General features: G+C 61.8%; 13 protein-coding genes and 1 pseudogene. 10 read left to right on the top strand and 4 right to left on the bottom strand.

What is annotated here, in order from left to right:
• The first annotated feature begins 4 nt into the window (after positions 1 to 4).
• From ACQY6C_RS08320 to ACQY6C_RS08285, 8 genes and pseudogenes are all read left to right on the top strand, one after another.
• Positions 5 to 1652: pseudogene (locus ACQY6C_RS08320) on the top strand (4Fe-4S dicluster domain-containing protein).
• Positions 1652 to 2149 (top strand): endonuclease domain-containing protein, encoded by a 498-nt coding sequence (locus ACQY6C_RS08315; protein WP_427967415.1) that lies wholly within the window; start codon positions 1652 to 1654, stop codon positions 2147 to 2149. The pseudogene ACQY6C_RS08320 and the gene ACQY6C_RS08315 overlap by 1 nt, the downstream one beginning before the upstream one ends.
• A complete protein-coding gene (locus tag ACQY6C_RS08310; RefSeq protein WP_427967413.1) occupies positions 2149 to 2958 on the top strand; it encodes a 4-(cytidine 5'-diphospho)-2-C-methyl-D-erythritol kinase in 810 nt (269 codons plus the stop codon). Before ACQY6C_RS08315 ends, ACQY6C_RS08310 begins: the two co-directional genes overlap by 1 nt.
• Positions 2955 to 3689, top strand: a complete 735-nt coding sequence (locus tag ACQY6C_RS08305) for an N-formylglutamate amidohydrolase (RefSeq protein ID WP_427967410.1) — start codon at positions 2955 to 2957, stop codon at positions 3687 to 3689. Before ACQY6C_RS08310 ends, ACQY6C_RS08305 begins: the two co-directional genes overlap by 4 nt.
• A 133-nt stretch (positions 3690 to 3822) precedes the next feature.
• On the top strand, positions 3823 to 5679 hold the full coding sequence (gene ilvD, locus ACQY6C_RS08300) for a dihydroxy-acid dehydratase (protein WP_427967407.1): 1857 nt from the start codon (positions 3823 to 3825) through the stop codon (positions 5677 to 5679).
• Entirely contained in the window at positions 5676 to 6014 is a 339-nt protein-coding gene (locus ACQY6C_RS08295) for a hypothetical protein (RefSeq protein ID WP_427967404.1), read from the top strand. Before ilvD ends, ACQY6C_RS08295 begins: the two co-directional genes overlap by 4 nt.
• Complete coding sequence (locus tag ACQY6C_RS08290) at positions 6011 to 7405, top strand: NAD(P)H-hydrate dehydratase (RefSeq protein WP_427967401.1); 1395 nt, start codon at positions 6011 to 6013, stop codon at positions 7403 to 7405. The genes ACQY6C_RS08295 and ACQY6C_RS08290 overlap by 4 nt, the downstream gene beginning before the upstream one ends.
• Positions 7402 to 8598 carry a class I SAM-dependent RNA methyltransferase gene (locus tag ACQY6C_RS08285; RefSeq protein WP_427967398.1) on the top strand — a complete coding sequence of 399 codons (1197 nt, stop codon included), beginning with the start codon at positions 7402 to 7404 and terminating at the stop codon, positions 8596 to 8598. The genes ACQY6C_RS08290 and ACQY6C_RS08285 overlap by 4 nt, the downstream gene beginning before the upstream one ends.
• Here ACQY6C_RS08285 and ACQY6C_RS08280 read toward each other — a convergent pair.
• Genes ACQY6C_RS08280 through ACQY6C_RS08265 form a run of 4 tightly spaced genes read right to left on the bottom strand, consistent with a single transcriptional unit; the run spans position 8595 to position 11394 of the window.
• Positions 8595 to 9371 (bottom strand): hydrolase 1, exosortase A system-associated, encoded by a 777-nt coding sequence (locus tag ACQY6C_RS08280; protein ID WP_427967395.1) that lies wholly within the window; start codon positions 9369 to 9371, stop codon positions 8595 to 8597. The genes ACQY6C_RS08285 and ACQY6C_RS08280 overlap by 4 nt on opposite strands.
• A complete protein-coding gene (locus ACQY6C_RS08275; protein WP_427967392.1) occupies positions 9368 to 10054 on the bottom strand; it encodes a hypothetical protein in 687 nt (228 codons plus the stop codon). The genes ACQY6C_RS08280 and ACQY6C_RS08275 overlap by 4 nt, the downstream gene beginning before the upstream one ends.
• Before the next feature lie 6 nt (positions 10055 to 10060).
• Positions 10061 to 10381, bottom strand: coding sequence for an acyl carrier protein (locus ACQY6C_RS08270; protein ID WP_427967389.1), 321 nt, complete (start codon positions 10379 to 10381; stop codon positions 10061 to 10063).
• A gap of 50 nt (positions 10382 to 10431) precedes the next feature.
• Complete coding sequence (locus tag ACQY6C_RS08265; RefSeq protein WP_427967503.1) at positions 10432 to 11394, bottom strand: GNAT family N-acetyltransferase; 963 nt, start codon at positions 11392 to 11394, stop codon at positions 10432 to 10434.
• Positions 11395 to 11427: 33 nt separating this feature from the next.
• Here ACQY6C_RS08265 and ACQY6C_RS08260 point away from each other — a divergent pair, with 33 nt between their 5' ends.
• Positions 11428 to 12954: an acyl-CoA ligase (AMP-forming), exosortase A system-associated gene (locus ACQY6C_RS08260; RefSeq protein ID WP_427967386.1), complete on the top strand. Its 1527-nt coding sequence runs from the start codon at positions 11428 to 11430 to the stop codon at positions 12952 to 12954.
• Complete coding sequence (locus ACQY6C_RS08255; RefSeq protein ID WP_427967383.1) at positions 12951 to 14177, top strand: pyridoxal-dependent decarboxylase, exosortase A system-associated; 1227 nt, start codon at positions 12951 to 12953, stop codon at positions 14175 to 14177. Before ACQY6C_RS08260 ends, ACQY6C_RS08255 begins: the two co-directional genes overlap by 4 nt.
• The last annotated feature ends 37 nt before the right edge of the window (positions 14178 to 14214 follow it).

The following is a 14214-nucleotide window of genomic DNA, read 5'->3' as shown; positions in this document are numbered from 1 at the left end:
CACCATGAGCGAACGCGAATCCATGCCATGCGATGTCGTGATTGTCGGCGGAGGGCCTGCCGGCCTTTCTGCGGCGATCCGGCTCAAGCAGTTGAACGAGGAACTGGAAGTCGTCGTCCTTGAAAAAGGATCGGAGATCGGCGCGCATATTCTTTCGGGTGCGGTGGTCGATCCCAAGGCACTGAACGAGCTATTCCCCGACTGGCGCGACATGGATTGTCCGATGGCGGAAACGCCGGTCACGGACAATTGGCACTGGGTGCTGACGAAGAACAAGAAATATTCGATGCCGCATCTGATGATGCCGCCGCTGATGAGCAATCATGGTTGTTACACCGGTTCGCTCGGCAATTTGTGTCGCTGGCTGGGCGAGCAGGCCGAAGCGCTGGGCGTGATGGTATTCCCCGGTTTCCCTGCCGCCGAAGTCATGTTCAACGACGCGGGTGCCGTCACCGGCGTTATTACGCAGGATATGGGTATTGCCGCAGACGGCAGTCATAAGGGCGATTACCAGCCCGGAATGGAGATCGAAGCCAAATACACGCTCTTCGCAGAGGGTGCCCGCGGCAATCTGACCAAGCAGATGAAGGCCAGGTTCGACCTTGAGGCCGATTGCGAGCCGCAGGTCTATGGCATCGGAATCAAGGAACTTTGGGACATCGATCCCGACAAGCACGTTCCCGGCCGCGTGCTGCACACGCAGGGCTGGCCGCTTAGCGAAAGCGATAGCTGGGGTGGCGGGTTCCTTTACCACCAGGCTGGCGGGCAAGTCGCGCTCGGTTTCGTCACCGCGCTCGACTACAAGAACCCCTATGTCTCGCCTTTCCAGGAATTCCAGCGCTGGAAACAGCATCCCGCGATCCGCGAATATCTCGAAGGCGGCAAGCGCATCGCCTATGGCGCGCGCGCCATCAACGAAGGCGGCTGGCAGAGCGTGCCCAAGCTGGCACTTCCCCGGCGGCCTGCTGATCGGCTGCGATGCGGGCACCCTCAACAGTGTCAAGATCAAGGGGAATCACACCGCCATGAAGAGCGGCATGCTGGCCGCCGAAAGCATCGCTGCAGCCATTGGCGCGGGCAGCGAGCACAGCGAACTCAGCGATTACGATGCGGCGGTTCGGTCGAGCTGGATCGCCGACGAACTCAAGCTGGTGAAGAACGCAGAGCCTGCGGTTGCCAAATTCGGCGGTGAGCTGGGCACGCTTATCGGCGGGCTCGACATGTGGATGCGGACGCTCAAGATCGGTCTGCCGATCAGTATGAAGCATCACCGCGATTTCGAGGCCTTGCAGCGCGCCGACCTGCATCAGCCGATCGACTATCCCAAGCCTGACGGCCAGATCAGCTTCGACCGGCTCACTTCGGTCAGCTTCAGCTATACCAACCATGCCGAGGATCAGCCCTGCCATCTGCAGGTCAAGGATATGGAGCTGCAGAAGACGAGCGAGCTGGGCGTTTTCGCCGGGCCCTCCACCCGTTATTGCCCTGCCGGGGTCTATGAATGGCTGGAGCAGGACGATGGCAGCATGAAGTTCCAGATCAACTCGCAGAACTGCGTCCACTGCAAGACCTGCGACATCAAGGACCCGAACCAGAACATCACCTGGGTCACGCCCGAAGGTGGCGGCGGCCCGAACTATCCGAATATGTGATGGAGAAGAGATCCTCCCCGGAACGGGGAGGGGGACCACACGAAGTGTGGTGGAGGGGCACCTTCATGATTACAGGACCTCGCGACACACTCAAACTGGCGCGCAAGCTGCGCAGCGAAATGTCCCTTCCAGAGATTGTCTTGTGGCGCGAATTGCGCAAGCGCCCCGGTGGGTTCAAGTTTCGTCGCCAGCATCCCGCAGGAAACTACATTCTCGATTTCTATTGCTCTGTCGCAAAGCTAGCGCTCGAAATTGATGGGTTTGCACATGACAGCGCACCTGCTGTGAAGCGGGATCGGCGACGGTCTGCCTGGCTTCGCTCCCAAGGTATAGCAACGACCCGAATCCCGGCACGTATGGTCTTGAATGACGTCGAAGCCGTTGTTGTGCGGATTTCGGAGCTTTGTACAGAGCGTGTGACGATGCCCGGCTCGAACACGCCTGTGCCCCACCACCATCCTGCGGATGGTCCCCCTCCCCAGATTGGGGAGGATTGATGCTAACCGAAACCGCCTACGCCAAGATCAATCTCGCGCTGCATGTCAGGCGGCGGCGCGAGGACGGTTATCACGAGCTTGAGACGCTGTTCGCTTTCGTCGATGACGGCGATCATCTGGTCGCGCGGGCATCGCCAGAAGACAGGCTTGCCGTTTCCGGCGAGTTTGCCGCTGCGCTCGACGATCCATTCGGCAATATCGCCGCAAAGGCCCTCACCGCATTGCCGCGCGCGGAAGGGCTAGCAGTCGAGCTGGAAAAGCGCCTGCCGGTCGCGGCGGGACTGGGCGGAGGTTCGGCCGATGCCGGGGCCGTGTTTCGACTGGTCGAGCGAACTCACGGCTGGCCCGATGACTGGCGCGAGCGGGCGGCCAAGCTGGGCGCGGACGTGCCCGCATGCGTCCTCAGCGAGACCTGTATCGGGCGCGGGACCGGGACCGAACTGGATATGATCGAAAGCGATCTCACCGGAACCCCGGTGCTGCTGGTCAATCCGCGCATTTCGCTCGCCACCGGCCCGGTGTTCAAGGCCTGGGATGATATTGACCGTGGCGCGTTGCCCGATGGGCCGGCCAGCCAGATCGCCCGCAATGGCCGCAACGATCTGGAGGCACCTGCCATCTCACTATGTCCGCAAATCGCCGATGTGCTCGCTGCATTGCGTAATACGTCACCCTGGCTGGCGCGCATGTCCGGCTCCGGCGCGACCTGCTTTGCCCTCTATGAAACCGCCCAGCAGCGCGACGAAGCCGCCCATGCTATTGCCGCACAGGAACCCGATTGGTGGCAAATGGTTGGTTTCTTAAGATGATTCTTGACGAAAAGCCGTATCGCCATGTCGGGACCTCCAAACATGGCGGAATTGTTTGCGTGGCCGATCACGCGTCCAACTTCGTGCCCGCCGACATCCCGCTGGGCGTAGCGGCCAATCTGATGAACGAGCACATTGCACTCGACATCGGGGTCGAGGGCGTGGCCGAGCGGATGGCTCGCCGCTATGGAATCCCTGCGCATCTCGCTTGCTTGAGCCGCCTTGTGTGTGATCTTCACCGCGAAGAAGACCACCCCGCCGTTGTTCCGACGACGAGCGACGGGCACCTCATCCCCGGCAATATCGGCGCCGATGTCGAAGCCCGGCTCAAGCGCTTCTACCGCCCCTATCACGAGGCCCTGGAAAAGTGGCTCGAAGCGATCGAGCCGGATCTGATCGTATCACTGCACAGCTTCACGCCCGAACTCGCATCGAGCGACGAGCACCGGCCGTGGGAAGTCGCGCTGCTTTACAATGAGGATGATCGCGCGGCCCGCCACGCAATCCGCCTGTTTGGCGAACAAGGGCTGATGGTAGGCGAAAACGAACCTTATTCCGGCAAGGAACTGAATGCGACCATGAACCGCCATGCCGAAGCGCATGGGCGCTTTTACCTCGCGCTGGAAATCCGGCAGGATCTGATCGCGACACGTGCCGATCAGTCGCGTTGGGCATCGATGGTGGCCGATGTCGCTGGCCGGGTCGATCTCGCGCTCAAGAACGAAACCTGATGCCGGTTTTCCAGCTGGCGAAGGCTATTTCGCACGTTTCCAAGAAATTCTCTTTCGCGCAGGCCTTCTGCTACAGTAAATTTGCTGCCACAGCGGCGCGTAACGCCTGCTGATCCGAAACCGGAGTTACCGAATGCCCGCCTATCGTTCCCGTACCACCACCCATGGCCGCAACATGGCCGGCGCACGCGGATTGTGGCGTGCCACGGGTATGAAGGATGGCGATTTTGGCAAGCCGATCATCGCCGTGGTGAACAGCTTCACGCAATTCGTGCCGGGCCATGTCCATCTGAAAGATCTGGGCCAGCTGGTCGCACGCGAGATCGAGGCTGCCGGCGGCGTTGCCAAGGAATTCAACACCATCGCTGTCGATGACGGAATCGCGATGGGGCATGACGGCATGCTCTATTCGCTTCCGAGCCGCGACCTGATCGCTGACAGCGTGGAATATATGGTCAATGCCCATTGCGCCGATGCGATGGTCTGCATCTCCAATTGCGACAAGATCACGCCGGGTATGCTGATGGCCGCGCTGCGGATCAATATCCCGGTGGTGTTCGTATCGGGCGGACCGATGGAAGCGGGCAAAGTCGTGATGAAAGGCAAGGAAGTCGCGCTTGATCTGGTCGATGCCATGGTTGCTGCCGCGGACGAGCATTATTCCGACGAGGAAGTGACCGCGATCGAACAGAACGCCTGCCCAACCTGCGGCTCTTGCTCGGGCATGTTTACCGCCAATTCGATGAACTGCCTGACGGAAGCATTGGGCCTTTCCCTGCCGGGCAATGGTTCGATGCTGGCGACCCATGCCGACCGGCAGGGTCTGTTTGAACGGGCAGGGCGCCTCGTCGTCGCATTGGCCAAGCGCTATTACGAAGAAGGCGACGAGAGCGTGCTGCCGCGTTCCATCGCCAGCTTCGAAGCATTCGAAAACGCCATGTCGCTCGACATCGCGATGGGTGGTTCGACCAATACCGTGCTGCATCTGCTCGCCGCCGCGCATGAGGCTGGGGTCGACTTCACCATGGAAGACATCGACCGGCTCAGCCGCCGCGTGCCCTGCCTCAGCAAAGTCGCGCCTGCCAAGGCCGACGTCCATATGGAGGACGTGCACCGCGCAGGCGGGATCATGGCGATCCTGGGCGAACTTGATCGCGCCGACCTGCTCCACACCGCGCTGCCCACGGTGCACAGCCCGACAATGGCCGACGCGTTGGACGATTGGGATATCGGCCGCACGCAGAACAACAAGGTGCGCGAGTTCTTCGCCGCCGCACCGGGCGGCGTGCCGACGCAGACTGCCTTCAGCCAGTCCCGCCGCTGGGAAGCGCTCGATCTCGACCGCGAAGCAGGTGTGATCCGCAATGCCGAAAACGCTTTCAGCCAGGACGGCGGATTGGCAGTGCTTTATGGCAATATCGCGCGCGATGGCTGCATTGTGAAAACTGCGGGCGTCGATGACAGCATCCTCACATTCACAGGAACGGCGAAGGTCTATGAGAGCCAGGACGCGGCTGTCGAAGCAATCCTGGGTGACGAAGTGAAGGCGGGCGACGTGGTCGTGATCCGCTATGAAGGTCCACGCGGCGGACCGGGCATGCAGGAAATGCTCTATCCCACCAGCTACCTCAAGTCGAAGGGGCTGGGCGCGGCCTGCGCTTTGCTGACCGACGGGCGATTCTCCGGTGGCACGTCGGGCCTGTCCATCGGCCATGTTTCTCCCGAAGCGGAGGAGGGCGGCGCCATCGCTCTGGTGGAAGAAGGTGACACAATCGCGATCGACATTCCGGGCCGCACGATCTCGCTGCAGGTTTCCGATGAGGAACTGGAGCAGCGCCGCGCCGCGATGGAAGCCAGGGGCGACAACGCCTGGAAGCCCGCCGCACCGCGCGAACGCAAGGTCTCGGCCGCGCTCAAGGCATATGCCGCCATGGCGACCTCAGCGGCGCGCGGGGGCGTGCGAGACATCTCCCGGATCACGCGCGGATGATCCGCAGGGCTGCTTCGCTGCTTGCTTTGGGCGCGCTGGCGGCGTGCTCATCGGGTGAAGAAACGCAGCCTCCAAAAGGTGATCCGATCGAATGCGCGCTGGGCGCAGGGGCGGAGTTCGTGCCCGTCTGCATCTATGACTATCGCGAAACCGATAACCAGATCGTGGTGTGGCATCCTGACGGCGGTTTCCGCCGCTTCAACGTGCTGCCAGGCGGAGCCGGTGTCACCAGCGCGGACGGTGCGGAGGACGTCATTCAAGGACTTATGGGCGGGATGCTCGAAGTGACGGTTGGCGATGATCGCTATCGCCTGCCGACCAAGCCGGTCCAATGACACCTTCCCGCCAGATCCTAACGGTCGCGCAGATGCAGGCTGCCGAGCAGGTGCTGATCGACGCCGGAACGAGCGTTGACGAACTCATGCAAATCGCAGGGAAGGGAGCAGCGGATTGGGTCTGGCGCGTCGCGGCTGAACGGCCTGTCACTGTGCTCTGCGGGCCGGGAAACAATGGCGGTGACGGATACGTCATCGCCGAAACGCTGCGGCGGCGCGGGCTGACGGTCCATGTGGTTGCGCCGATTGAACCCAAGACCAGCGCAGCAAAACATGCGCGACAAGCCTACGTGGGCAAAGTCGCTCAATCAGGCGGCGATGCGCATGGACATGTGCTGGTCGATTGCCTGTTCGGATCGGGCCTGACGCGGGCGCTTTCGCCCGAACATCTTCTGCTGCTGAGAGATCTGGCCGCCCGGCACCACATGCTGATCGCCGTCGACTTGCCCTCAGGCGTCGAGAGCGACAGCGGCGCACTGCTCAATGATCGCTTGCCCGAATACGACCTGACCATAGCACTGGGCGCGTGGAAGTTTGCGCATTGGGTGCTTCCTGCGCGCGCCAGATTGGGCGAGCTGAAGCTCGTTCCGATCGGCGTAGAATCCGTTAAGGGCGCAGCGCTGGCTATCGGCAGGCCCTCTGTCGAGCCGCCCGCGCTCGATGCGCATAAATACCGCCGCGGGCTTTGCTCAATTGTTGCGGGGAGAATGCCCGGTGCAGCGCAACTCGCCAGCGAGGCGGCGATGCGGGCAGGGGCAGGCTATGTGAAGCTGCATTCGCCCCACTCGCATGCCACCGCGCCTGCCGGGCTGGTGGTTGATGACGCGCCGCTCAGTGAAGCGCTGGCTGACAGGCGGATTGACGCCATGCTGGTCGGTCCGGGGCTGGGGCGTGGCGGCGAGGGCGAACAGTGCCTCAAAGCCGTCCTGGCGCAAGAGCGCCCGACCGTGATCGATGCGGACGCTCTGGTGCTGTTGACGCCAGGCATGCTGCGCGAAGCAGGCACTTACATCGCAACGCCGCATGACGGCGAACTCGAAACCTTGTGCCGCAGCTTCTCCGTCGTGGCGTCCGGGCGGCAGAAACGCGCTCAGGCACTCGCCCAGACGAGCGGCATGGTGATTCTGGCCAAGGGACCGGACACATTCGTCGCGGCGCCGGACGGAAGGCTGGCTGTGGCTCCACCTGCGCCAAGCTGGCTTTCGACCGCCGGGACGGGCGACGTGCTGGCGGGAATTGCTGTCAGCCGCCTCACGACTGGAGCGGACCCGTTCGTGGCGGCCTGCGAAGCGGTCTGGCTTCATGGCGAAGCCGCGCGGCAGGTCGGCCCGGCTTTTACCGCAGATGATCTTGCACGCGCGGTGAGTGGCGCTATCGCCGCCGCATTGTGAACGACTCTTCAAAAATCATTCGCATCGCCGCCAAAGGCGATGGCGTGACGGCAGATGGCAAGCATGTGCCCGGCACCGCACCCGGCGATACTGTCGAAGCCGATGGCAGCGTGACGCCGGGGCCGCACTACGCCGCGCCTCCTTGTCAGCACTATGGCTCATGTGGCGGATGCCAATTGCAGCATGTCGATGAGGATGCGCTGCGCACTTTCGTGACCGAGCGCGTTGCTTACGCAGCGGAGGGGCAGGGCATAGCGATTGGCGAGCTCCTCGAAACTCACCTCTCGCCCACGCGCAGTCGCCGCCGGGCGACACTTCACGCAATGAAGGTGCAGCGCGGCGCAGTGGTCGGCTTTCGCGAAGCCGGATCGCATCGCATTGTCGATCTGGCCGAATGCCATGTGGTCGCACCCCAACTCTTCGCGCTGGTCGATCCGCTTCGGCACTTTGTTGCGCATCATGGCGGCAAGGGCACCATCGACGTGGCGCTCACGCTGACCGATCAGGGGCTCGATTGCAGCATCAGGAATTTGGCACTGGAAGGACTCGCCGCGACCGAAGCCGCGCTGGAATTCGCGCAACAGAATGGCCTTGCCCGGCTGACGCTCGACCAAGGCTATGGTGCCGAGACCATGTGGGAACCTCAGCCGCTCTCTGTCACTCTTGGGGGCGTTTCAGTCCCGTTCCCCACCGGTGCCTTCATGCAGGCAACCACCGATGCCGAGCAGGTGATGTGCGTGGATGCGAGCGAATGGCTTGCAGGTGCATCTACCATCGCGGACCTGTTCTCCGGGCTCGGCACATTTGCCTTTGCCTTGGCAGGGCCGGCCAAGGTCTTGGCGGTCGAGGCAGCGCGCGATGCGCATCTCGCCTGCAAAACGGCGGCAGGATCGAGCGGTAAACCGGTCCACGCCATGCATCGCGACCTGTTCCGGAACCCGATGCAGCCTGACGAAATCGGGCGTTTTGACGCCGTTTTGCTCGATCCCCCGCGCGCTGGGGCGAAGGAGCAAGTTGCGCAGATCGCGGAAAGCAGCGTCAGCCGCGTAGTCTATGTCAGCTGTAATCCGTCAAGCTGGGCGCGCGACGCCAAGCGCCTTACCGATGCCGGATTCCGTCTTGAGAAACTGCGCCCGGTCGGGCAGTTCCGCTGGTCCACCCATGTCGAGCTAACCAGCTGTTTCACGCGCTAGCCGCGTAGCACGTCCAGAATCTGGTCGAACAACCATTGGCGCGCATGCGGCTCTACATAGGCATGGCTGGCGCCCTTGCAGCGGCGAATCTCGCCATTTGCATTTCCCGGCCACTGCGCATCGAATATCTGCGCCGTGCGGTCGTTCTCTGCCAGCAGGATACGGAATGGCTTGCTCGCCTGCTCCAGCCCTTCGGCCATGTCCTGCGCCAGCGTGGTAGGCTCCGCCTTGGGTCCAAGCGCCTGCTTGATCCCGCGCATCAGCTTGCCAAGATTGACTTGCCCGGTGACGAGCCGGAGCAACTCCTTCGGGTTCTTCAGCTTCTCCGCATAGCGCGAACGCACCGCGTCGGGCGCCATTGCGCCGTCATCCTCCTCGATCGTCCAGGGATTGGATAGTAGAAGGAAGTCGATCATGTTGCCTTTGGACAGCATGAGCGCGCTGGCGGCATCGCAATTGCCGAAAGCGACCAGGCGCTGCATTTGCGGCGCGTTGGCGCGAAAGGCAGCCGCCGCCGCGAGGATATCCTCGGCGGATTCGCGAAACCCACGGTTCTCACCCTCGCTGTCGCCTATCCCGCGCCGGTCGTAACGAAAGACCGGATAGCCCGCTTGCGCGATTGCAGCGGCCAGCTGCGACTGGCCGGAGAAAGCACCTGAGCGGATCTCGTTCCCACCCGATACGATCAACAGTCCGCTCGTGCCGGATGCCTCGTCAAGCGTTCCGGCGAGATTGTCGTCGCCGCAAGGGAACCGGAGATGTGTCCTGGTCACGATTGCCGTTCCAGAGCATCGGCGATCAAGGTGGCAAGGGCGATTGCCTGATCCCGGTCCTCGTCAGGTTCGGCACGCAGCCAAAGTCCGGCTCCGCCAATTTCGGATTGGGCGATTTCCGTCTGGATTGGGCTCTCTACAGGAACGGCAGCTTCCAGCGCCGCAAACATCTGCGCACCAAGCTGCCATCCTGCCAGCTCGATCCCTTCGCGGCGGGCCATTTCCTGCAGGCCGGCGATGGTTTCATCCTGCCCGGCCTCGCGCGCAACGATTGTCCGTGCACGCAACATCGAGCGAAGCTGTTTTGCGCCGCTGGTCGGGGCATAGCGCCATCCGGGCATGTCGTCAGGAGCAATCAGCGCGCTCGCGCGCCAAGCGAGCACATGCGTCGCCCCAAAATGTGCCGCTGCCTGCCTTGCCGCGTCTTTCCAGTCATTGAATGTTTGCTCTGCCTGCGGAGCGAAGCTCTCATTCGTGCCCGGCAGATCGGGCAGGATACTGTCGATTTCGCGTTCCGAAAGCCGCCGCATCACTTCGACGGTTTGACGTCGCAGTTTGTTCGCTTCATCGAACAGTGCGGGCAGGACCAGCAAGCGGAACCGACGCCCCTCGTCGAAATGAACGGCGAGCTCATCGCTCCGCCTTCCATCAGGCAGGCTGCAGGACCAGCTCGTTACCCGCAATGCAGATTAGCCTTCGATGACCTTGGCTTCGGCAAATGCCAGCAAACCGCCATAGGTTTCAAGCATTTCACCGTCGACATCGTCATCCTCGATCAGGATGTCGAGCCGGTCTTCCATTTCGGTCAGCAAGCCCGCGACTGCCATGGAATCGAGTTCCGGAATATGGCCGAACAGGCCGGTGTCCGCATCAAACATTGCGACATTCTCTGGATCGAGGCCGAGCACATCGCACAACACCGCCTTGAGTTCACGATCGATGCTGGCGCGGCTGGGGCCAAGTCCATGACCCCCTTGATGATTTGCGCTGGCTTCGGTTTGACCGGTCATGCAGCAAAATTCCCCTGTTTCAGCGGGCGCAGGCCTTAGCGTTGGGTGGATTATGGTGCAAGCGACGTCAAGCAACGTTTGGCGAGCTGCGGCCAGCTACGCGGCTGACGCGGATCGAGGCAATCGATCCGGAAGCGCGGGCGCACCTGCTCCATCCAGTCCGCCTTGTAGGGATCGTTGCCGGTGCCGAAGTCGACCAGATCGACGCGATCCTTGTCGATGACATGCTCGAACAATGCCGCGGTTAGCGTCGTCCCGGCGGAAAGCTGCTTGTGGCTTTCGAGGTGAGCGAGCTTGTGGATATAAGCCACGCCATTTTCGACAGTCCAGAACTGTGCGGCAACCGGAACGCCCTCGTGCCGGGCGATCCCCAGTCGGATGCGGCCAGCTGCACCCTCATCCTCGGCGAAGCGGCGAAGCAGGGCCGGTTGATCCTCTTCGGGCTTCCAGCTCTCGGCATAGATCGATTCGTAACTATCCCAGATATCTCCATTGAATTGCATCAGAATTTCGACATCAACCTTCTTCGCCTTACGCTTAAGGGTTGTCCGCATCCGGCCAGCTCGCTCCGCCCAATATTCGGCAAAGCTGCGGCCCTCGACAGGCAAGACGTGATTGTGATCGCATTGCTCGCGGCGCACGGCCCAGCCTGCTGATCGAAAAGCGGCTGCAAGGCGTGTCGCGGAGCCATCCTCGTCAGGTACAGGCCATAACGTCACGCGATGTGAACGGCCGCGCAATTGCCGTGCCATATCGGTCAGCAGCGCGTCCCCACGCGGCCCCTCGGGTGCCAATTGCCGCCAGGTAAAGCTGTACCAGTGCCGCAGTGGCTCGATCCGCCCATTCGCTTCTGTCAAGGCAAGCGCGGCGTCGCCTTTACCATCGCTGGCAAGCACAACGAGCGGCGCGAGCCCGGCATCGGCCAGCAACGCAAACCATTCCGACCGTTCAAAAGGAGACGGCGCAGGCTGACACAGCCCTTGCAACACGTTAACCGTCTCGTGGTAGCTCATCGCTGACACGCTTCTAAGTCTCCTGGAACTTCCATGCATTCTGCACCCGATCCCGAACCAAAGCCGCTCGACCATCTTGCCGAACGCGGAGCGGAAGGGGACCCGGCACTTATCCTTCGCGGCGAGACACTTAACCATAATGAGTTAAAACAGCGTGTCGCTCGGCTGGCGGCCTGGCTGGCTAGCGAAGTGCCAGAGAAGGGCGCGCGCGTGGCGACATGGGCGGCCAAGGGCGAACTGACCTGTCTGATGCCACTTGCGGCGGCGCGTGCTGGCCTGGTCCATGTCCCGATCAATCCGCTGCTCAAGCACGCACAGGTCGCCCATATTTTGTCCGATAGCGGCGCGGTGATGCTGATTGGAACGAAGGCGCGGCTTGCCTCGTTGGAAGAGGGTAATGTGCCTGCCATTTGCACCGTGCTGGAGGAAAGCGCGGCGCTGGCCGCGGCCGAGGCGCTGGCGGGTGAATTGCCACCAAGCAATGCTGATACAGACGATCTGGCGGCGATCCTCTACACCAGCGGATCGACCGGGAAGCCCAAGGGCGTAATGTTGAGCCACGCGAACCTGTGGTTGGGTGCCGTAAGCGTTGCGCATTACCTTCGCATGGCTGCAGACGACGTCACGCTGGCAGTGCTTCCGCTATCTTTCGATTACGGGCAGAACCAGCTGCTTTCGTCCTGGTATGCGGGTGGTTGCGCGGTTCCGCTCGACTATCTTTTCCCACGCGATGTGATGAAAGCCTGCGCTAAGCACGGCGTCACTACGCTTGCGGCGGTGCCACCGCTCTGGGTGCAGCTGACCGAGCTCGAATGGAGCGATGACGCCATTCGGGCCATGCGGCGGTTGACCAATAGCGGCGGCGCTTTGACGACAGATCTGGTACATGATTTGCGCTCCATATTTCCGGCGGCAAACCTGTTCCCGATGTATGGATTGACGGAAGCGTTCCGGTCCACTTTTCTCGATCCTGAACTTGTCGATTCACACCCAACTTCAATGGGTAAAGCCATACCTTTCGCAGAGATTCTGGTTATCGACGACGATGGTGACGTCGCGGCGCCAGGCGAGGAAGGCGAGCTGGTTCATTGCGGCCCGCTTGTGGCGCAGGGTTATTGGCAGGACGCCGAGCGTACGGCAGAGCGTTTCAAGCCTGCACCCGCGATGTCCGAATATGGCGGCATTGCCGTCTGGTCGGGCGACAGAGTCACGCGCGATGAAGAGGGCCTGCTCTATTTCGTCGGGCGGCGCGACGCCATGATCAAGAGCGCCGGCAACCGGATCAGCCCGCAGGAAGTCGAGGAGGCTGCGCTGGCGACTGGTCTTGTGGCAGAAGCCGTCGCACTGGGGATCAAGGACGATCGCCTGGGGCAAGCCGTCCATCTGATAGTGCGCGCTTCCGGCGAAGGCGAAGACCCTCAGGCAGCGCTACCGAAGATATTGGCCAAGGAATTGCCTAACTTTATGAATCCACAAGTGATCCATTGGCGCGAAGCCATGCCGCTCAATCCCAATGGCAAGATCGACCGCAACGCGTTGACGCAGGAGCTCTCGCAATGAAGCCGCTCGGCCCCATTCCAGCAGGCTTCGAAACCTTGGACGGCGAACTGGCAATTGGCGGGAAGAGCGCCAGCGCCTTGGCCGATAAAGCCGGATCGACGCCGCTATTCGTCTATTCGAAGGCGATGCTGAACCGGCGGATGGTCGATCTGCGCGCTGCAATGCCGGATCGACTGCGCATTCACTATGCCGTCAAGGCCAATCCTTTCCGCCCGCTCCTGGAGCACATGGCAGGAAAGGTGGACGGTTTCGACATCGCTTCTGGCGGTGAACTGGCGATGATCCTTGCCGCCGGGATTGATCCTGAGAAGGTCAGTTTCGCAGGACCGGGCAAGCGAGACGAGGAAATCGAGGCTGCGATCGGCGTGGGTGCGACGCTCAATTGCGAAAGTGAAGGCGAAGCGCGCCGCACGCTCGCCATCGCCGGGCGGATCGGAAAGGTGCCGCGCGTGGCGATAAGGGTGAACCCCGATTTCGAGCTGCGCGGTTCCGGCATGAAGATGGGCGGCGGGGCCAAGCCCTTTGGTCTGGACGCGGAGCGCGTACCTGCGCTGGCACGCGAATTGATTGCGGGCGGGGCAGATTGGCGCGGTCTGCATATCTTCACCGGCAGCCAGGCCCTTGACGCAGAAGCAATCATAGAAACCCAAGCCAACGTATTGAAACTAGCTGCGAAAATTGCAGAAGAGGTTGGCGAAGTTCTGCCTAAACTGAACATGGGTGGCGGCTTCGGAATTCCCTATTTCAACGGCGATGCGTCGGTCGACATTGCGGCCATTGGCACTGTCTTGAGCGCCCGGGTTATCGATTTACCAGACGTTCTCACAGAGACAGAACTCTGCATCGAACTCGGCCGTTTCCTGGTCGGGGAAGCTGGAGTCTATCTGACCCGGATCGTCGACCGGAAGATCAGCCACGGCACGACCTATCTCGTCACCGATGGGGGGTTGCACCACCAGCTTGCCGCCTCCGGCAATTTCGGAACCGTGGTTCGGCGCAACTATCCTGTTGCCATTGCGAGCAAGTTCACCGCAGAGCCCGAAGAGGAAGCCAGTATCGTCGGCTGTCTGTGCACGCCGCTCGACCGCTTGGCCGATCAGGGTCATTTCCCCCAGGCAGAGGTTGGCGATCTGGTCGCGGTGTTCTGCGCAGGCGCCTATGGTGCAAGCGCTTCACCGGCCAATTTCCTGGGCCAGGGTCCGGCTCGCGAAATCCTGATTTAGATTTGCCTAACCGCCTGTCTCGAAACGGGAATGCTGC

It is taken from the genome of Altererythrobacter sp., assembly GCF_050299635.1.
GTDB lineage: Bacteria > Pseudomonadota > Alphaproteobacteria > Sphingomonadales > Sphingomonadaceae > Erythrobacter.
This window is presented reverse-complemented; position numbering and strand designations above follow the sequence as displayed.